This is a genomic window from Shewanella amazonensis SB2B, assembly GCF_000015245.1.
In the GTDB taxonomy this organism is placed as follows: domain Bacteria; phylum Pseudomonadota; class Gammaproteobacteria; order Enterobacterales; family Shewanellaceae; genus Shewanella; species Shewanella amazonensis.
In genome coordinates, this window is record NC_008700.1 from 915,655 (window position 1) to 935,680 (window position 20,026).

Annotated in this window: 11 protein-coding genes; 5 read left to right on the plus strand and 6 right to left on the minus strand. The window is 54.6% G+C overall.

Annotated features, from left to right (window positions below):
* Positions 1–252: 252 nt before the first annotated feature.
* Entirely contained in the window at positions 253–2,469 is a 2,217-nt protein-coding gene (katG, locus tag SAMA_RS03915; RefSeq protein WP_011758863.1) for a catalase/peroxidase HPI, read from the minus strand.
* Positions 2,470–2,908: 439 nt separating this feature from the next.
* Here katG and SAMA_RS03920 point away from each other — a divergent pair, with 439 nt between their 5' ends.
* The 3 genes from SAMA_RS03920 to SAMA_RS03930 all read left to right on the plus strand — a co-directional run bounded on the left by SAMA_RS03920 (position 2,909) and on the right by SAMA_RS03930 (position 8,720).
* A complete protein-coding gene (locus SAMA_RS03920) occupies positions 2,909–3,802 on the plus strand; it encodes a DMT family transporter (protein ID WP_011758864.1) in 894 nt (297 codons plus the stop codon).
* Between the two features lie 272 nt (positions 3,803–4,074).
* Positions 4,075–7,785 (plus strand): response regulator, encoded by a 3,711-nt coding sequence (locus SAMA_RS03925; RefSeq protein WP_049757796.1) that lies wholly within the window; start codon positions 4,075–4,077, stop codon positions 7,783–7,785.
* Positions 7,782–8,720 (plus strand): GGDEF domain-containing response regulator, encoded by a 939-nt coding sequence (locus SAMA_RS03930; protein ID WP_011758866.1) that lies wholly within the window; start codon positions 7,782–7,784, stop codon positions 8,718–8,720. Before SAMA_RS03925 ends, SAMA_RS03930 begins: the two co-directional genes overlap by 4 nt.
* An 80-nt stretch (positions 8,721–8,800) precedes the next feature.
* Here the strand turns inward: SAMA_RS03930 and SAMA_RS03935 are convergent, their stop codons facing one another.
* Both SAMA_RS03935 and SAMA_RS03940 read right to left on the minus strand, forming a co-directional pair.
* Positions 8,801–9,064, minus strand: coding sequence for a DUF2999 family protein (locus SAMA_RS03935; RefSeq protein WP_011758867.1), 264 nt, complete (start codon positions 9,062–9,064; stop codon positions 8,801–8,803).
* Between the two features lie 155 nt (positions 9,065–9,219).
* Positions 9,220–10,218: a catalase family peroxidase gene (locus SAMA_RS03940; protein WP_011758868.1), complete on the minus strand. Its 999-nt coding sequence runs from the start codon at positions 10,216–10,218 to the stop codon at positions 9,220–9,222.
* Positions 10,219–10,595: 377 nt separating this feature from the next.
* On the opposite strand from SAMA_RS03940, the gene hflX reads away from it, so the two are divergent.
* Positions 10,596–11,927 carry a GTPase HflX gene (hflX, locus tag SAMA_RS03945; RefSeq protein ID WP_011758869.1) on the plus strand — a complete coding sequence of 444 codons (1,332 nt, stop codon included), beginning with the start codon at positions 10,596–10,598 and terminating at the stop codon, positions 11,925–11,927.
* Positions 11,928–12,036: 109 nt separating this feature from the next.
* Here hflX and dbpA read toward each other — a convergent pair whose 3' ends face one another.
* Positions 12,037–13,440 carry an ATP-dependent RNA helicase DbpA gene (gene dbpA, locus SAMA_RS03950; RefSeq protein WP_011758870.1) on the minus strand — a complete coding sequence of 468 codons (1,404 nt, stop codon included), beginning with the start codon at positions 13,438–13,440 and terminating at the stop codon, positions 12,037–12,039.
* A 501-nt stretch (positions 13,441–13,941) separates the two neighbouring features.
* On the opposite strand from dbpA, the gene SAMA_RS19095 reads away from it, so the two are divergent.
* The gene (locus tag SAMA_RS19095) at positions 13,942–15,669 is read left to right on the plus strand and encodes a GSCFA domain-containing protein (protein ID WP_011758871.1); all 1,728 of its coding nucleotides are present in this window, start codon (positions 13,942–13,944) and stop codon (positions 15,667–15,669) included.
* A 291-nt stretch (positions 15,670–15,960) separates the two neighbouring features.
* On the opposite strand, the gene SAMA_RS03960 is transcribed toward SAMA_RS19095, so the two are convergent.
* Together SAMA_RS03960 and SAMA_RS03965 are read right to left on the minus strand one after the other, a co-directional pair.
* Positions 15,961–17,682, minus strand: coding sequence for a SulP family inorganic anion transporter (locus SAMA_RS03960; RefSeq protein WP_011758872.1), 1,722 nt, complete (start codon positions 17,680–17,682; stop codon positions 15,961–15,963).
* A gap of 183 nt (positions 17,683–17,865) precedes the next feature.
* Positions 17,866–19,932 carry a S9 family peptidase gene (locus tag SAMA_RS03965; RefSeq protein WP_011758873.1) on the minus strand — a complete coding sequence of 689 codons (2,067 nt, stop codon included), beginning with the start codon at positions 19,930–19,932 and terminating at the stop codon, positions 17,866–17,868.
* Positions 19,933–20,026: the final 94 nt, after the last annotated feature.

Genomic DNA, 20,026 nt, shown 5'->3' on the forward strand with positions numbered 1-20,026 from the left:
GATCGCAAATAAAGCGACCTGTTATAGCATTCTGAAGTAACGGAAACTGTACCGATTTGTAGCAGAGTTGTTGCTTTTTGGTGTTAATTGTGGGGTGTTTTAGCTGGGGTAAAGGCAGGGATATTGGCCGGGCTAAACGGGGCTGGTCGCAGAGAATTTATCGATACGATATAAAAAAAGGCACCGCAGATCCCCCGGTTATGTAAATGGGGGCGGTGCCTTGATGAAATTCAGCCAGTGAGTATCCGGGCCTTAGATATCAAATCTGTCCAGGTTCATTACCTTGGTCCAGGCGGCAATAAAGTCTTCCACAAAGCGGTCTTTACCGTCGTTGGCACCATAGACCTCGGCCACGGCGCGCAGCTCGGCGTGAGACCCAAAAATCAGATCCACCGGGGTGGCTGTCCACCTGAGCTTGCCGCTTTGACGGTCAAAGCCCTGGTAGAGGCCTGCCTCCCTGGGGGACTTTTCCCAACGGGTGGACATGTCCAGCAGATTGACGAAGAAATCATTGCTCAGGTTGCCAGGCTTGTCGGTAAAGACACCGTGCTTTGCCTTGTTGCTGTTGGCATCAAGCACCCGTAAGCCGCCCACCAGTGCGGTCATTTCAGGTACTGACAGGGTCAGCTGAGTGGCTTTTTCAACCAGGGCTTCGGCAGGTGGCAGATAGCTTTCTTCACTGAAGAAGTTACGGAAGGCATCGGCCTTGGGCTCAAGTACCGCAAAAGAGCTGACATCTGTCTGGGCGGTGGTGGCATCCATACGGCCCGGAGTGAAGGGCACTGTCACCGAGTAACCGGCAGACCTGGCGGCTTGTTCGATGGCGGTACCACCGGCGAGCACTATCACATCAGCCAGAGAGACTTTTTTGCCACCTTTGAGTGACTTGTTGAAATCCTTCTGGATTTTCTCAAGCTTTGGCAGCACCTTGGCCAGTTCTTCGGGGTTGTTGACCTCCCAGCTGCGCTGCGGTTCGAGGCGCAGACGGGCACCGTTGGCACCACCACGCATATCTGTGCCTCGGAAACTGGCCGCAGAGGCCCAGGCGGTACGTACCAGCTCGGGGACTGCAATGCCGGAAGCCAGAATGGCAGATTTCAGGGCAGCAATGTCATTGGTGTCGATAACAGCGTGGTCAAGTGCCGGAATGGGGTCTTGCCAAATCAGGGCTTCGGCAGGTACATCGCTGCCCAGATAGCGGGTTTTTGGTCCCATGTCTCTGTGGGTCAGCTTAAACCAGGCTTTGGCAAAGGCCAGTTCGAAGGCCTTGGGGTCTTTACGGAAGCGGCTGGTGATCTCCCGGTAGCTGGGATCTTCCTTGAGCGCGATATCCGTGGTGAACATGATGGGCGCATGGCGCTTTCCGGCCACATGGGCATCGGGTACCAGGTTGTCACCTGCACCGTTGGCGGGGATCCACTGGATGTGGCCAGCCGGACTCTTGGACTGCACCCACTCGAAACCGTAGAGGTTATCCAGGTACTGCATGGTCCACTGGGTCGGGCTGACAGACCAGGCACCTTCCAGGCCGCTGGTCACTGTGTCTTCAGAGTGGCCCTTGCCACACTTGTTCTTCCAGCCAAGTCCCTGGGCTTCGACACCGGCAGCGGCCGGGTCTGCGCCAACGCACTTGGCCGGATCGTGCGCACCGTGTGCCTTACCGAAGGTGTGGCCACCGGCAATGAGGGCAACGGTTTCTTCATCGTTCATGGCCATGCGGCCGAAGGTTTCACGGATATCCCGGGCCGCAGCCAGTGGGTCAGGCACGCCGTTGGGGCCTTCGGGATTGACGTAAATCAGGCCCATCTGGGTGGCGCCCAGTGGCTTGGCAAGTTCGCCTTTTTCGTTATGGCGCTTGTTGTCGAGCCATTTTTTCTCATGGCCCCAATCCACGCGCTCGGCTTCCCAGTCGTCAGTGCGGCCGCCGGCGAAGCCGAAGGTTTTAAAGCCCATGGACTCCAGCGACACGTTACCGGCCAGCACCATCAGATCGGCCCAGGAGATTTTGCTGCCATACTTTTGTTTGATGGGCCACAGCAGACGACGGGCCTTGTCGAGGTTGACGTTGTCGGGCCAACTGTTCAGAGGTTCAAAGCGTTGTTGGCCACCACTGGCACCGCCACGGCCATCAAAAATGCGATATACACCGGCGCTGTGCCAGGCCATGCGGATAAAGAAGGGGCCATAGTGACCGTAGTCGGCTGGCCACCAGTCCTGAGAGGTGGTGAGGACGGTTTTGATATCGGCCTTTACCGCCACAAGATCCAAGCTGCCAAACGCTTTTGCATAGTCGTAATCTGCACCGTAGGGGTTGGACTCGCTGCCATGTTGACGAAGTGGAGACAGATCCAGTTGTTCTGGCCACCAGTAGCTGTTTGTGGTGGTTTCGGCTGCCTGGGTTTGGCCAGCGGCCAGGGCCAGCGACATTGACAGCGCAAGGGCTGACAAGGTTGGGAGAGTGCGTTTCATCTGCGTATCCTGTCCTTGGGGCACAGTGTCAGTATTGACTGTGCCGGTTGTTATATGACACGGCATGGGCCATGTCAGGTGATGGGCCGGGGAGCACTATCGGGGGGGAGCTACCCCCCGGATCCTTGGAACGCTTTAGAAGGTAGTGGTAAAGTTTTGATCGTACTAAATGATTAATAGCGATTGTTTTAATCTGTAATTTAGATTTTTCGTTGAACTCACGCTAAATTGGAGCTGTTTCGCTTTTGGTTTACCCCGCTCTGATTGCTGGGGGAGGATGATGTATTCCTCTCCCCGGCATCGGTATTCTGGCGGTGTAGGCGGCGTGAGTTAAGGGCGTCATTTGCAACTGCAACTGAGGCGTGAGGTGTCTTATAATTCATTATTTTATATGGGATTTATTGGCAGGCTTGCTGCGTGCAGACGAGGTGGAAACAAGATGAACAATACCCAACAAAACCTGCCTCACCGCTGGAATAGCCGATTGTGGTTTTTGACCGCATTGACCATGTTGGCCTTTGCCGCCAACTCTTTGCTGTGCCGCGAGGCGCTGGCATCGGGCAGCATAGACGCCGCCAGTTTTACCCTGGTTCGTATGGTCAGTGGCGCTGTGGTGCTGGCGGTGTTGGCCCTGATGCAGGTTAAGGGGCAGGCTCTCGCAGGTAATTGGCGCTCCGCCACTGCCTTGTTGGGATATGCAGTCGCTTTCTCCTTTGCCTATCACAGCCTGAGCACAGCCACCGGCGCCCTGGTGCTCTTTGGTGCGGTGCAGGGTTCCATGATTGGTTTTGGCTTCTGGTCCGGGGAAAGATTGGGCCCGTTGCAAATGTTCGGTGTCGTACTTGCCATGGTGGGGCTGGGATGGTTTTTACTCCCGGGCGTTACCTCTCCGGACCCATTTGGTGCAGCGCTGATGCTGCTTGCCGGTGCTTGTTGGGGGGCCTATTCCCTGTTGGGACGAGGAGTAGCATCGCCTTTGGCAGCCACGGCGGGCAACTTTGTCCGCACCGTGCCACTGGCTCTGGTGCTCTATGGACTCTTCGCATTAACCGGTCTTTCCGATGGGGCTGGGCAGGGAATCAATCTCTCCGGCATGGGAGTGGTCTATGGCCTGGCCTCGGGGGCTTTGGCATCAGGGCTTGGTTACGCACTCTGGTACTCGGTGCTGCCACAGCTTGAAGCCACCACGGCCGCTACTGTGCAGCTCAGTGTGCCCATTATCGCGGCCTTCGGTGGCTGGTTGCTCCTTGGTGAGGCAATGAGTTTACGGCTCATTGTCAGCGCTTTTGCTGTGCTGGGTGGTATAGCTCTGGTGGTTAGGTTGAGGCGCTAACCAACAGAGAAGTAAAGAAAAAGTGAAAAGTAGTATGCAGCAGTACGCCCGAAGGTCTATCATTTAATCCACATGTTTTTTCGGCGCTTTTATTATTGCCTCATTGAACAGAGGAACGCATGCCAGGGACTCATTTATTACCGCCATCGTTATCACGTCAGTCTTTATTTTCACTCTGGGTACCTATTTTAATTCTGGTCTTGGGCTACGTGGTTGGTAGCCAGCTTGCTGAGCAACAGAAGCTTGAAAATAGGTATCGTGTTCAAGAGGTTATGCAGGAAAGGCTGGAGCAGATCACAACCGGTGTAACTGAGAAAGTCTCACTCTACCAATACGGCCTCAGGGGGGTGAGGGGCGCCATGCTCACCTATGGCGTCGATAACTTTGACTATTCCCGCATGCAGCTGTACACCCAAAGCCGCGATTACAGTCATGAGTTTCCGGGGGCGCGGGGGTTTGGTTTTATCCAATATGTGCCGGTTTCGGCATTGGATACCTTTCTTGATTCCAGCGCAATGGAGCGGCCAGATGGGCGCTTCGCACTTCGACAGCTGAATCCCCACGATGACGATCTCTTTGTTATCCGTTTTATAGAGCCCGAAGCCCGTAATAAACAGGCGGTTGGTCTGGACATAGGCTCTGAGAGCAACCGGCGTCAGGCTGCGCTGCGTTCGGCACGGGAAAACAGTGTAACCCTGACCGGCCCCATTACCCTGGTTCAGGCTAGTCAGAAAAGCTTGCAGGGTTTTTTGATTCTGATGCCTGTCTATCGGACTCCTGACTCTGAAACCAGCTCCACCACGGGCATGGCCAATCTGGTTGGTTGGAGTTATGCCCCCATCCTCATTGATGAAGTACTCAACACTATTTCGGGTCTGGAAGAACATTTGGTGTTGACCATTTATGATGTGACCGATGGAAGTGCGCAGCAATTTTTCCAGCGAGGCGCCCATGATGTCGCTCTGACTCAGCATCAGGTAGATGCCGATATTGGGCTGTTCGGGCGTGACTGGCGCTTGAGTTTGTCACCGGATCCCGCCTTCATCCAGCGTATGGCCTTGCCAGAGCCAAGCTCAACCTTGCTCGATGCCTGGCTCATCAGCCTCTTGATCGCCGTGTTGGTATACAGTGGCCAACTTATGTGGATGCGCCGTGCAGTGGTATTGCAACACCGCCGTGAATTGGCCAGCGCGGAAGAAAAAGCGCTGCTCAGCGCCAAGGCCAAGCTTGAGCAACTCGTACATGAGCGCACCTCCCAGCTTGAAAAAATGGGGGTTTTGCAACGCACCATTCTGGATGCGGCCTCCTACGCCATTATCGCGACAGACACCGAGGGCATTATCACAGTGTTTAACCCCTCGGCCGAGCGGCTTCTGGGCTTTACGGCTAAAGAGATGGTCGGGCTGCAGACTCCGGCCATTTTCCACCTTGAAGAAGAGGTGGTCCGCCGGGCGACGCAGCTCAGTGAAGAATTGGGCACCAAAATAGAACCCGGCTTCGATGCCTTTGTCGCCAAATCGAGGCGGGGCAAAGAAGATACCAATAACTGGACTTATGTGAGTAAGAGCGGTGCCCGAATCACGGTAAAACTCAGCGTCACGACCCTCTATGGTGAAGATAAGGACATCATGGGCTATTTGGGCATTGCCTATGACCTGACCGAACAGCTAAAGCGTGAGCAAGAGCTTGCCGATGCCCGCGAGCAGGCGCTGCAGGCAAGCCGTGCCAAGTCTGACTTTTTGGCCAACATGAGCCACGAAATTCGCACTCCCATGAATGCCGTACTCGGGCTTTTGCAAATGACATTGCAGACCGAACTGCCACCCCGCCCGAGGGATTATTTAGAAAAAACCCAGCAGGCCGCCAAATCTCTGCTGGCGCTGCTGAATGACATTCTGGACTTTTCCAAAATTGAAGCGGGCCGGATAGAACTTGAGCGGCAAGGCTTTTCGCTGCAACAACTGCTTGGGGATATGGGCAGCATTCTTTCATCCCAGGTACAGCAAAAAGACATTGAGCTGGTGTATCAAGTCGCACCGTCGGTGCCGGATCAGCTGATTGGCGACAGCCTGAGGCTCAGGCAAATCTTGCTGAATGTCCTGACCAACGCCATCAAGTTTACCGAAAAAGGTGACATTATCACCCGTATCGATGCCGATCTGGGAGACGATGGCACTTGTCATTTGCATATCGAAATCCAGGACTCGGGTATCGGCATGACGAATGAGCAGCAGGCAATTATATTCAAGGGCTTTTCACAGGCTGACTCCTCCATTTCCCGTCGCTATGGCGGCACAGGGCTTGGCCTGGCAATTACCCGCGAGCTGGTGCATCTGATGCAGGGGGAAATCCGCGTCACCAGTAGCCCCGGCGTCGGCAGTACCTTCACTATCGATGTGCAGCTGGGATTTGACGCCACTAAATATCGCCCGGGTGCCCGCTTCAGTGGCGTAAGGGTGTTGCTGGTGGAAGATAATCACACTTCCCGTTTGGTGTTCAGCGAGCTGCTGCGTGATCTGGGATGTGAGGTCACGGCGTTGAATAACGGTTTAACCGCTATGAAGACGATAGAGCGCATGGCACCTGACTCATTTGATGTGCTGCTGGCAGATTGGCAGCTCCCCGGATTGGACGGACTCGAACTCGCCTCATGGATACGTCATCTGGACTCACTGAGCAGACAGCCCGGTATTATTATTGTCACCGCTTTTAGTCAGGCCATGCTCGAAGCGCAGCTCAAGCACAGGGAAGAGGAGTTTGATGCCACCCTGATTAAACCCGTGACCCGAGAGATGGTTAGCCGTTGCCTGCAAAGTGTGTTGGAACGCCACAATAACGATGGCTTGGATATGTTATCTCATCTGCCGTTGGCTCCGAGTCTGGTAGGCAGGCGACTGCTGTTGGTGGAAGACAATGCCACCAATCGCCTGGTTGCCACCAGTTTACTGGGCCAGCTTGGCGCCGAGGTCATCGAGGCTGTTGATGGTTTTCAGGCACTGAAGCTCCTCTCCCGTCAGCAGTTTGATTTAGTGCTGATGGATATCCAGATGCCGGGGATGGATGGTTACCAAACCACCCGTAAAATCCGCAACGAGCTTATGCTCACCGACTTGCCTATCATTGCCATGACCGCCAACGCCATGCCGGAAGACAAGCAGGCATGCAGGGATGCTGGCATGAACTGCCATATTTCAAAGCCATTTGAAATAGACGAGGTGGCGACTAAGTTACTGCAGTACCTCAGTCCTCCCGAGCACCCGATGAGGTCCAGCGAAGCCTTGGCAGAGGACGAGTCCACCAGTGCTGGCTCCTTGACAGCGGCGCCCGAGGCGGCAGTAACCGAGATGCATAATCCCAAGGATGCACTGCCGCAGTCAGTCAGACAGTTTTCACAGGCCAATGGCCTTGATTTGGAGGAAGCCTGCAATCGCTTGGGTGACCGTGAGCTCTTTACCAGGGTCATCGATCAGTTTTTGCTGGATATAAGCCAGGCACAGCGCTGTCTGTCGGTACCTGAGATAGCAATGAAAGACGCACGAATTCAGTACCACAGTCTTAAAAGTGGCGCCGCCAGCTGCGGCTTTACCGCACTCGCCCTGGTTCTGCGAAATGCCGAGGCCAATTGTCGCCCCGAGGCCGAGCTGCGTGTGGCGCCCGATGAAGCGGTCTTGAGGGCATTGCCAGAGGCTATCTCGCAGCTTGAGCAGTTACAGCCATTGTTGTCGCCTCAGGTCCAAAGTGGAGCGGCAGCCTCACAGAATCTGTTGCCTCAGGCTGAACTGTCGGCACAGTTAATTACGCTGCAACAGCTCCTTAGCCAGTCGGATATGGCAGCGCTGGATTTGCTGGCAAACCTGCGGGAACCTTTGGCAGAGCTGGATGCAGCGCTGACCGGGAAGTTAGTGGATGCAGCAAATAACTTGGATTTTAATCAATCACTTGTTCTACTATCGGCTTTTGAGGGATTGGAGAGGATAGGATGATAAATCAGGAGCAGCCATTTAAAGGCTCAGATGATGGACCGCCCAAGGTGCTGATAGTTGACGATAAGCCATCCAACATTCAGATAGTCCATCACATCATCAAAGACCAGTACCAGGTGTTGATGGCCACCTCAGGGAAACGTGCCATTGAAATATGCCTGGAGATGTTGCCTGACTTGGTGTTGATGGATGTCATCATGCCCGAGCTCAGTGGCCTCGATACCTGCAAGCTGATGAAGCAGCATCCCGAACTGGTTAATATCCCGGTTATTTTTATTACTGGCCTGCAAGGTCAACATGATGAAAACGCCTGCTGGGATGCCGGTGGGGTGGATTTTATTTCTAAGCCCTTTAACGCTACCACCCTTAAAAATCGCATCAAGGCCCAGGTGACCCTGAAACGCCAGAGTGACTTATTGCGTCGGCTGGCGTTTTTGGATGGCCTGACCGGGGTGAAAAATCGTCATTTCTTCGATCAATATCTCGAGACTCAGCTGATGTTGGCAAGGCGCCAGTCTCAGGCTATCTGTGTGCTGATGGTGGATATCGACTATTTCAAGCAGTACAACGACAGTTTTGGTCATCAGATGGGGGATGAGGCCTTGCGCTCTGTGGCACAGGCGCTGGGGGAAAGCTGCAGGCGCCCGGCGGATTTGGTGGCACGCTATGGCGGTGAAGAGTTTGTGGTCGTACTGCCCAACACCCCAAAAAACGGGGTAGAGCGGGTTATTGAACGTATTCAGGGGGCAATCGCCGAGCTGGATATCCACCACCCGGCATCGGCAACCGGCATTCTGACGGTGAGCATGGGTGGCATGATTTGGCTTGCCGACTACCAAAGCACAGAGGCCCTGCTCGGTGAGGCCGATAAACTATTGTATCGTGCCAAAAGTCTGGGGCGAAACCGGGCATGTATTGATGCCAATATCCCTTGAACACCAATAAAAACGGCAGAATTGGATTCTGCCGTTTGTTTACCACCAAGACCCGTCATCCGGGGGAGTGGATGAGGTGCTTATTGAGCCTGACTCTCATCAAACCGGGCCTTGGCCGCCTCGACTTTGGCAAAATCCAGCCCCAGCTCTTCCACGGCTTCTTTAATCAGCCCGGGATTTTGCATCACCAGCATCATCATGCCCTGAAGTTTGTCAGGGGCAATACCAAGCTGACCCAGCACACCCATGGCCATCAATGGGTTCTCGGTCAGGGTCTGGAACAGGCTCTTTACCTGCTCATCACTCACATTGTGCTCTTTGAGCAGCGCAATAATGGGGTTCATCGCGTTTCCTTCAACATCAGCCAAACATCAAGATGGGCGGATTCTAGCAGACTTGGCTGCAGAAGTTGATGCCCTCACAGTGTGCTTGCTGCGCAAGCAATATGGGTGGCATGCAGCCCGGTCTTGATACTGACCGGGCATTTCTCGGGGAAGGCTTATCTGCGGCGAATAAAGGACTCTGTGTAGGCCGGTGTGCGGGCATTGAGTATGGGGTCGGCAGAAGGGGTAATGCCCTTTGGCAATAGCACGGGATTAAAAATGCCGTCACCACATTGGCTGACCTCAGGGACACTGTCCCTTTTCCCATCAATTACCAGTTTGCCTGCCAATAACCTGGTTCGGGAATCCGGCCAACTGACGGTGGGGTCATTGATAATATCGCCTTGCTCTGCCAGCTGAATGTAGAGCGCCCATTGGGCCGGTTGTGTCTCAATACGGCTGAGCAACTCGGCTTTGAGGAAGTTGTCATCCATCTTGGCGAGCTCATCTTTACTGAGTGCTGCGGTGCCGGCCAGTGGTTCAAAAATCCACTTCCCGGCAATGGGCTCTGCTGTCTTGTCCGATGATTGCTGACGGAAATAAAAGCTGTTTACACCAAAGTAGCGACTGCTTGCGAAACTGGGGCTCGGTGGCAGCTGCGCCACATAATCAAGAAAGCGTTTGGCATCGGGCTTGTTGTCCAACAGCCATTGCTTGCCTTGGGGGCCCTCTTTGATTTTGGTTTGGAAGCTGTAAAAGTCCTCCAGATTACTGGCAAAGAAGATGGGCACATTGGTGGTGACAAAGTTAAGGCTCTCTTTTTCGCCATCGATTTTGAGCGACATAAAGCGCCCCGGGGTTTTGTCGGATAAGTTCGCATTGGTGCCCCCTAAAGAAAACCGTGCCGTGACCTTAATCGGTCCCTGATTGAGAAACGGAATATCCAGGTGCTGTTGCAACTCAGGTGCGGGGATAAAATTGCCGGAAGTACAAAAACCTTTGGCGTGGTTCCTGAGTTTGACCTGTTTACCCGCCTCACGGCTGGCGTCATCCAGGGTGCCATTAACGGCGTCCACTAATTCGGCGATGCTTTTTTCACTGGCTAAACTGGCGGATGAAATAAGGCTGAGGCTGGTGATAAAGCAGGCCTTGGCGAGGGATGCGTATTTGACCATGTTCACGGCAACTCCATTTGATGGTTAGCGAAAGGGTTTGTGGGTTTATTACTAATGGACACGGCGGTCGGTATAAATCTTTCAGCAAAAGCTAAAAATTAAGTGAGGCGTTCCCGGTGTTCGCCAGCCCCAGTACTCCAGGCAAGGTCAAGTCTAGTCGTCTTTGACGGCGGCAAAGTCCGGCCAATTCATCCGCCTTGGCCCGGCAAAAAAATGGCCATGTCGGTGTCTCCTGTCCGGGAAAAAAATATTTTTTTATCGTGTGCTCCGGTGCTGGATTCTTGGGTGTATCTCTCGTATAAAGTCGGCATCACAGCCAGGATATTGTGCTGTGGAGTCTCCCGCCTGAATCAGGTCTGCCCTCGCTGTGAGCCACTATGCCCCCAATCCAGGAACAAGTTGTAACCCGTGCGCTGCTCATCTCCATCCATACCCCCAACATAGGTGCCAAGGAGGTTGAACGTTCCCTTGCGGAGCTGGCCCGACTGGTGAGCACCCTGGGCTTTGCCGTGTATGCCACCGAGACTCAGAGGCAGCAATCTACCAAGCGCCTGTCGGTGCTTGGCACAGGCAAGCTGGAGCAGCTGGCCCGGATGACAGGCGCCTTGGATGAAGCGGAGGACTCGCTCGTCAACATAGATGAGGCAGGGTTGGAGTCTTTTCTGGCGGGCAACCAGCGCCAGCATGCCAATGTGGTGGTATTCGACTGTGACTTAAGCCCAATGCAGCTTAGAAATCTGGAAGATGCACTTGGGGTTGAGGTGTTCGACCGAAGCGGCATCATCATCGAGATTTTCAGTCGCCATGCCAGCAGTAAAACCGCGCGCTTGCAGGTGGAGCTGGCCCGGCTGAATTATTTAACTCCCCGGGTTCGCCGTGAGCACGCGGGGGACCGTCAGCGCACCGGCGGACGCAGCGTGGGGGAGAGTGCCATCGAGCTTGAGCGCCGCGCCATTCGTGACAAGCAGGCGGAGCTGAGACGCGAGCTCAAAAAGGTACAGGAGGTAATGCAGGAGCAAAAAAGCAGTCGCATGGATACGCCATCGGCTGCGCTGGTGGGGTATACCAACGCCGGTAAGTCCTCCCTGATGCGAGCGCTGACCGGCTCAGAGGTGCTGGTGGAAAACAAACTCTTTGCCACCCTGGATACCACGGTCAGGGCGCTCTCGCCCCAGACCCAGCCGCGGATTTTGATTTCGGACACCGTAGGTTTTATCAATAAGCTGCCCCATGATTTGGTGCCGGCGTTTCACTCTACGCTGGAAGAAGCCAAAGACGCCAGTTTGCTGCTGTATGTGGTGGACGCCAGTGATGCGGATTTTCGCGCACAGCTTGAGGTGGTGCGCAATGTGCTTGGGCAAAGCAAGCTGGCTGGAAAAGATAAGTTACTGCTTTTGAATAAGGTTGACTGCTTAAGCGACGAGGCGCGCTCGGCATTGGCGCAGGAGTTCCCCGATGCGCTTCAAATCAGTGCCTTGAGTCAAGAGGATGTGGCCAGGGTCCATCAGGCTATAGTGGATGCCATCGCCAATCAGCTGCTCAGTGCCTGTTTTAACATTCCCTACGCCGCCAGTGCCCTGATGGGCGAGGTACATGGCAGGATGCAGATCATCGACGAGGCATACCATGAGTCGGGTCTGCGCATCACGGTGCGCGGCCGCAGCGCCGATCTGGACAGGCTGAACAAGCGCTTGCAGACCGGCGGTTGATACCATGCGAAGCGTTGTTTGATGAGCAGGAGTGGTGTCTCTGCCATTAAAGTGCAAGGGACGCATCCCAACGAAAAGGGCAGCCTGAGCTGCCCTTTACATTGCCTGCTTACTTCATCAGCCAGGCTCGGTAAGACTTGCCCTTAATGCGGCCGGAGGTGATTTTACCCAGCGCCTTTTTAGCCACCTTGCGATCAACGGCTACGTAAGCACGGTAGTCTGTCACCAGAATCTTACCCACCTGGGCACCTTCAATACCCTTGTCACCGGTGAGGGCGCCAAGAATATCGCCGGGGCGCAGCTTATCCTTTTTGCCGCCGTCGATTTGCAGGGTGATCATGGCAGGCGCCAAAGGCATGCTGCCAAGGAGGCTTGCTGACGGCAGTGGCTCACTTTGAATGTCGCGCTCCAGGTACTCTTCCAGCAAGGCTATCTTGTAGCCGTCTTTGTCGTTGAAGAAGGTATAGGCGGCCCCTTTGCTGCCCGCACGGCCGGTGCGGCCAATGCGGTGAATGTGTACCTCGGTATCGTGGGCCACGTGGTAGTTGAATACTGCATCGAGGGCGTCGATATCCAAACCTCGGGCGGCCACGTCGGTGGCGACCAGCACGCAGGCGCTCTTGTTGGCAAATTGCAGCAGGGTTTCGTCTCTGTCGCGTTGCTCCAGGTCGCCATGGAGCGCCAGTACGCTGAAACCTGCAGCAGTAAGGTCATCGGCCACCTTCTGGGTTTCGCGCTTGGTGTTACAGAACACCACCGCGCTCTCGGGCTTGTGCTCGAGCAGCAACAATTGCAGCGCCTGCATCCGCGCGCCGTCGTCTTCCAAATGGTAGAAGTGCTGGGCTATGGTGCTCTTTTCGTGGGTTGTGGCTACTTTCACCATCACAGGGTTGTACATCACCTGCTGGGCAATGGTTTGAATCTGCTCGGGGAAGGTGGCGCTGAACAGCAGGGTCTGACGCTCCCTCGGGCTTCTGGCAATAATGGCATCGAGCTGCGGCTGAAAGCCCATTTCCAGCATGCGGTCGGCTTCATCGAGCACCAGCATATTGAGGTTGCTCAAATCGAGGCGGTCACGCTCAAGGTGATCGACAATCCGCCCCGGCGTACCAACGATAATGTGGGCGCCATGCTCCAGCGAGCCCACCTGTGGTCCCATGGGTACGCCGCCGCAGAGGGTCAGTACTTTTACATTGTGGATACCGCGGGCGAGGGTGCGGATTTCCTGCGCCACCTGGTCGGCCAGTTCCCGGGTAGGGCACAGCACCAGGGTTTGAATGCGAAAACGCTTCACATCCAGCTTATTCAGTAACCCCAGACCAAAGGCCGCGGTTTTACCCGAGCCGGTTTTGCCCTGACCAATCACATCCTCACCCGCCAGAATGGCTGGCAAGCTCTGTGCCTGAATGGGCGTCATCTCGTGGTAGCCCATGGAGGACAGGTTCTCAAGCAGTTCGGTTTTAAGCTTAAGGGTGGAAAAAGCCAGTGAAGGCTGGGTATCTGAAGTGCTCAAGGAAGTATCCTGTGGTGGCTAACCGGGCGTTTGCCGGGTCACTGAAATGGCGTTGTGTACTGGTTATAACTATCGGAGTGGGACTGAGTGTGGTTCTTTTGGGCGACATCTTTGTGCCAACCCCTTCCTCATCTAATCTCAAAGCGTGGCTATTGTAGCAACAAAGCGGTGCATTTACCTCAAGACTGAATAGCGGGGTAAAAACTGCAGTGGGCAGAGTGCATAACCAATGCTTTTTCAATGTGGTTCCGATGTGGCTTGCTCTGCCAGTGACTGAAACCTTGTCCATGGGTGAGGGAGCTGAGTGTCAAGCCTGATTGTCTTAACATGTTTAGGGATGTTTTATCGATAAGTCCATTTTTCGGCAAAAATTGAGAAAGCTGCAACTTACGCTTATTGGCTTGATTTGTGCAGGGTTTTAGGAAATTTGCCCCATGGCCAAAGTTTTGGCTATGGGGCCAACGACTGGAATGGCTCAACTCTGACAAGGAGGTTTAGACCATGGCGCTTGCACAACCCTATGATCCTTCCCGCGACGAGATTTTCTGGCGAACCGCTGTTGCCAACATTCGTACGGGGCTTGAAAACTTCAACATGCTCACGCCAAAGTTCAACATTGAACCTCACCATCGGATTTCATCGGCGGGTTCCTGTTTTGCTCAGCATATAGGTAACTGGTTGACGCAAAATGATTACTCTTATAATAGGAGCCAATTAAACTCCGATGAAGTCTCCAGCTTTGCCTTTGGCAATATCTACACCCCTCGTTCGTTACTTCAGTGGTTTGTATGTTCCGATGATGAATTATCGGAGCACAGTGTGTACTTCGAGGCACAGTCCAGCCGTTACTTCGACTTGTTATTACCAAAAGTTGCTGACGCGGGCTATCCGTCACTGGATGAATTACTGGCGTTCAGGACGCTGGTGATGGAGGAAACCCGAGCTCAGTTGGCACAAAGTGAATGTTTTATTTTTACACTTGGACTGATTGAGACCTGGGTCGATCGCAACGGCATTTGTTATCCAAGTTGCCCCGGGGTGAAGTTTGGTGAGTATGATCCGGAGAAATACCAACTTAAGGTGTTTAATTATCAGGAAATATTTTCCGACCTCAGTGAGCTTTTCAAGCAAATCAAGGTTGTAAACCCTGACATACGTTTTGTGCTGACTGTATCTCCCGTCCCTTTGACGGCTACAGCCACAGATGACCACGTATTGGTGGCTAATGGCTATTCAAAATCGGTCCTGCGCGCAGTTGCGGGGGCATTCTGCCAAGGGCGGGATGATGTCAGCTACTTTCCATCATTTGAACTTATCACCACCCCCTTACCGGGGGATTTTCGCTATCTGGAAAATCGGCGCACTGTATCTGAGAAAGGCGTTGGCTATGTGATGCGGCATTGGGCCACGTCGCTAAATGGTAAGCAAACACCAGATGCAAGCCACATCGAAGCTGCCTGCGATGATGAAATGCTGGATGCCATTAAGAAGGACACATCAAGTGAACTGGGCACACCGCTAACCCTCATTGGTGATAGCCATTTTGGCAAGTTGGCCAAGTCTTTTGAGCGGCTTGGACAGTCCTGCTGTGGTGGCATGGTGATGAATGGTTCCGGATTCGCTGAGCATAAATTTACCCTGACCAAGGATGCGGACATCATGGTGCCGCTCGAAAGCGCAGAGTCCCGACGCCTGTGGCAGCCCATAATTAACAACCTCGACAGCTTATGCAGGGCTCAACGACTGTCGGAGTCCTGGGTATTGACCAATATTGGGCTGCAAACCCACAAGACAGTACCTGAGTTTATTCAATGGATGAGAGCTGAGCGTCCAGAGCGGTTGAATCAGATAGATATTGAGGACTATTTGGAGTTCTTTGACGCCAACATGCGGGATCAAATGACCATAGTATTTCGCCTCAAGGAACAGGGGCACAGGGTTATGGTGATTTCAGACACCCCATTCTGGCAGTACTTTGAAGACTCCAAGGGCATGGCCCCCTTCGTGATGGCCTACATGGATGCGATGGAATATGCGTGGCAGCAGATGGGGGTTGAGTTTTTTCATGCAGCGCGCGTTTTTAACGAAGAGGTAAACGACCCAATGCCTTACGCCTCAACTTTCATTTCTGCAGACGGCAGTCGGGATTACTTCCATGGTGGGGATTCTTATTACGATTGGCTCGCCGGGAAATTATTGCCATTACTGAAAGCCTGCCGTATCTGGTGATTTCTCATAATAGGCACTGTCGTCCTTTATTTTTTATCAACCTAAACAGATAGGTAAGAATTTAAGATGTCACAGTATGAGGAACGGATAGAGCGGCGGGCAAGGCCGCTCCTTCGTTTCTGCTTTCCATGGGGAGGTCACAGAGCATCCCATGTGCCAACGACACCGCCGTATCGACGGTTAACATTCCTCGCTTGGCGAATACTGACGTCAAAAATGTGTCAGGCTTCGTTAGTCAGGGGGCTGCATCCGGCAACTGGTGCAGCCAAACTGAAAGGGAATGCCAGTGCCTCAGACTGAGGCACTGCCGGATGTTGTCTTACCCTCTGCCGCGCTGCCTGGCTTGGCAGCCTTGGCGTTTAGCTCGTCCACTTCAATGCCCAGCGAGGCAGCGAGGCTTGACAGTGCGTCGGCGCGGCTGTGGAAGATGGGCAGGTCGCTGTGGTGGTCAACAAAGTTAGCTTCCCAACTGTATTTGCGCGGCACCACCAGATACACATTGCAGCCACAGTCTTTGGCGTCCAGCAGTACGTTTTCGATGGCAAGGCCGGTGGTGGAGTCCATGTAGGGTACCCGGCACAGATCCAGCACCAGGGTCTGGGCAGATTTCACCGCAATGGACTCCCGCTGCAAAGTCTTGGCAACGCCGAAAATCATCGGGCCGCTCAGGCTCAAAAGCAGGGTGTTGGATTTCTCGTTGATAGCATCCAGCAGGCGCTTTTCATTGGGACGCATGTCGGATGCTTCGCCCGAGTCGTTGATGGCGTTGATATTGCGCTCCTGCAGCTGCGACAGGCGGTCGATGGTGATGAGGTTGGCGATGAACATGCCCACGCCCACGGCCACAATTAAATCCACAAACACGGTGAGCACCATGACCACGTACATGGTCATGGCTGCAGAGCGCGACAGCTGGTGGGCGCGCTTCACAAAGGCCCAGTCGAGAATATTCAGACCCACCTTGAAGGCAATGGCGGCCAGCACCGCCATGGGGATGTACTGGACTATGCCGGCAGCGAGGGAAAACACGATAAGCAGTGTCAGTACCCGCACCACGCCTGAAAAGGCGCTGCTGGCACCCGCCTGAATGTTGACCACAGTGCCCATGGTGGAGCCTGCACCCGGCAGACCACCGCACAGACCCGAGGCGATATTGCCAAGGCCCTGACCAATCAGCTCTTTGTTGGAGTCATGCTCGACCCGGGTAAGGCGATCGGCAATGACTGCGGTAATGAGCGAGTCGATACAGCCGAGCGCACCCAGCATCACGGCGCTGACAAGCATGTGGGTCAGCTCGCCGTACGTAAAAGTAGGGATAATCAGCGATGGCAGGCCGATGTTTATCTCACCGATGCGGCGCACATCCTCTATATCCAGCAGCAATACCGAGGCCAGGGTACAACACACCAGCGCCAGTAGCTGGGGTGGCAAGCGCATTTTGATGAGTTTGGGCACAATTTGCATCAGTGCCAGTGCCGAGAGCGCCAGCGCCAGTTCCTGCCATTTGATACTGCTGACCAATGTGGGCAGGGCTTCAATGACTCCTACTGCGCCGCCGGTGATGCCGCCAACCCCCACCAGGTTGGGCAGCTGCAGAATAATCAGCAGCACGCCGATACCCGACATAAAGCCGGAGATCACGCTATAGGGCATCAGCGTTATGTAGCGGCCGAACTTGAGCGCGCCGAGGATAATCTGTACCAGACCCGCCAGCATCACCACGGTAAAGGCCATGGCCAGCCCCTTATCGGGATGGGTAGCGGTGAAGCTGGCAATCACCGCCGTGGTGACCACAGTCATGGGGCCCGTGGGTTCAGAAATCAGGGTACGGGTGCCGCCAAAGAGGGCGGCAAACAGGCCCACCAGGAGAGCACCGTAAATACCGGCCTGTGCACCGGCGCCGGAGGCCACACCAAAGGCCAGTGCCAGTGGCAGCGATACAATGGCGGCGGTCACCCCACCCATGAGGTCGCTGGTGCGGGATTTGCTGTCAAAGGCGTTGAATATCGGCACGCTGGCTGTCCTTCAAAATGCGGCTGTGATCTTGGTCACGGAGTTTATAGGGATAGTGGGGCTTAGCCAACCCGCAATCTTGCTGGTCGTACTAGGTTGAAAGAACAATCAAATCGCTCAGTCGAACACTCGATTGCCCGCTAAAAAAACGGCCCCGCAATGCGGGGCCGTTGGCTGGGATTATCAGCGTGCGCCAGGTTCAGCGAAGCGGGTCATCCAGTCTTTAACCTCGTTGTACCAATAAATGGAGTTATTGGGCTTTAAGATCCAGTGGTTCTCGTCGGGGAAGTAAATCATCCTTGATTCTATCCCCTTGGTTTGCAGGGTGCGGAACAGCTCAAAGCCCTGACCCACAGGCACGCGGTAGTCCAGTTGACCGTGGATCACCAAAGTTGGGGTTTTGAACTTATCGGCGTGATAGTGGGGTGAGATGGTTTTATAGATCTCTGGATTTTCCCAAAAGCCACCGAAGCGAGTGCTGTGCACGGCAAAGTCGGCCGCCATTTGCGAGTACATGTTGTACACGGCTGCATGAATGAGCAGCGCCTTGAACGGATGCTCTGTGCCCAAGAGGACCGAGGTCAGGTAACCGCCGTAGCTCGCACCACCGGCCACCATGCGCTCGGTGTCAATCCAGGGCTGGGCCTCAAAGTATTGGGTTGCGGCCTGAATATCTGCCAGCGGTTTGGTACGCCAGTCGGGGTTAATGGCATCCGCAAACTCCTGTCCAAAACCGCTGGAGCCGTGGAAGTTTGGCCAGGCGGTTACATAACCCCATGAGGAGAAGGTCTGGGCGTTCCAGCGGTAGCTGAAAGAGTCGCCAATGGCATTGTGCGGCCCGCCATGAATAAGCAGGAACAGTGGGTATTTCTTGCTCTTGTCAAAGCCCGGAGGGTAATGAATCCACATCTGGATGTCTTTGCCGTCTGCACCTTTGTAAGTCACGGACTCGTAATGGCCAAGGTCGGTTTGACTCAGCAGGTCGTCGTTAAACTTATCCAGACGGGTGGTTTTGCCGCTCTTTACATCCACAGTCACAAGGCGTGATGGATAAAGGAAGCTGTCGTTGGTGGCAACCAGGGTGCTTTTGTCGGCAACGGCCGGGGCGCCAAAGCTGGTGGCCTTGGTGATGGCCCTTGGCTTGCCGGTTTTGGCATCGATTTGATACAGGCGCTGGGTGGCGGCGTCATCGATATTGCTGAACAGGCTCTTGCCATCCTTGCTCCAGACGAAACTGCCCAGCGAGCGATCCCAGCCATCGGTCAGGGATTGAAGCTTTTTACTGTCCATGTCATACAGCATCAGTCGCGCCGTATCGGCATAAAAGCCCTGAATATGCTGGCGGCTGAAGGCGAGGGTATCGCCATCGGGGCTGAAGCTTGGGCTGTCATCCGGCGCCTTGTTGTCCGGCGTCAGGTTGTCGGCCTGATTACCGCCGATGCGGGCGAGGAAGAGGTCGATGTTGGGGTCAACCTGATTGTCCCAGCCGTTGGAGGTGAATGCGATGTACTGCTCGTTGGCATCGATATCGTAGTCAGCTGAACTTTGGCTGGAGCGCGGCAGCTCGCGGCCAAGGGGTTGGGTGATCGCTTCGACAGCGCCGCCGCTGGCGGCAATGCGGAACACATGGGCCTGACGGTCTTCGTCCAACCAATGATCGAACTGGGAATAGGGCAGAGCATTCCACTGACGGGCAGACAGCTTCTTGTCTTTGTCGGCCTTGATTTGCTCGGCCATCTCATCCCAGCTCTTTTGCGGCCACACATTGGCAATAAAGTAGAGGTGCTTGCCGACCCATTTAATGCCATACACACCTGTGGGTACCTCGGTCAGGCGCTGGGCTTCGCCCGGACCTGTCATCGGCAGCAGGTAAATCTGACCGGCGTCGTCCTTATCGCGCTTACTGACAAAAGCGAGGGTGCTGCTGTCGGGGGAGAATACAGGCTCACTGGCACCCAGACCTTCGGCGGTGATGGGGCGCTGCTTTTTGCCGTCGCGGTCAAACAGCCACAGACGGGTGTAACCCTTGTCTTCTTTGACATCGAAGCGGGTGACAGGCGCTATGATGTACTGGCCATTTGGCGACACCACGGGTGAGCCGACTCGCTCAAGCTGCCACAGGCGCTCGACGCTGAGCAGCCGCTCTGAGGTGCTTGCAGCTGTGTTGGTTGCAGTTGTGCTTGTGTCGTCAGCCGCGTGTGACAGCAGCGGCAACAGACAGAGCGCTGTTATTAAATGGATCTTGTTCATGCAAAGGGCTCCAGGATTGCGCTATCCACAGTCGTTGGGAATTCACTTCTTGCCAAGGTGTTCCTCTCAATGCCCGCTGTGGCGATATTCTTTG

What these genes read in the sequence shown, in the direction of transcription:
- SAMA_RS19095 (WP_011758871.1), top strand. Translation starts at nt 13,942, where the DNA reads ATGGCGCTTGCACAACCCTATGATCCTTCCCGCGACGAGATTTTCTGG.
- katG (WP_011758863.1), bottom strand. Translation starts at nt 2,469, where the DNA reads ATGAAACGCACTCTCCCAACCTTGTCAGCCCTTGCGCTGTCAATGTCG.
- SAMA_RS03920 (WP_011758864.1), top strand. Translation starts at nt 2,909, where the DNA reads ATGAACAATACCCAACAAAACCTGCCTCACCGCTGGAATAGCCGATTG.
- SAMA_RS03925 (WP_049757796.1), top strand. Translation starts at nt 4,075, where the DNA reads ATGCAGGAAAGGCTGGAGCAGATCACAACCGGTGTAACTGAGAAAGTC.
- SAMA_RS03940 (WP_011758868.1), bottom strand. Translation starts at nt 10,218, where the DNA reads ATGGTCAAATACGCATCCCTCGCCAAGGCCTGCTTTATCACCAGCCTC.
- SAMA_RS03935 (WP_011758867.1), bottom strand. Translation starts at nt 9,064, where the DNA reads ATGAACCCCATTATTGCGCTGCTCAAAGAGCACAATGTGAGTGATGAG.
- hflX (WP_011758869.1), top strand. Translation starts at nt 10,596, where the DNA reads ATGCCCCCAATCCAGGAACAAGTTGTAACCCGTGCGCTGCTCATCTCC.
- SAMA_RS03965 (WP_011758873.1), bottom strand. Translation starts at nt 19,932, where the DNA reads ATGAACAAGATCCATTTAATAACAGCGCTCTGTCTGTTGCCGCTGCTG.
- SAMA_RS03930 (WP_011758866.1), top strand. Translation starts at nt 7,782, where the DNA reads ATGATAAATCAGGAGCAGCCATTTAAAGGCTCAGATGATGGACCGCCC.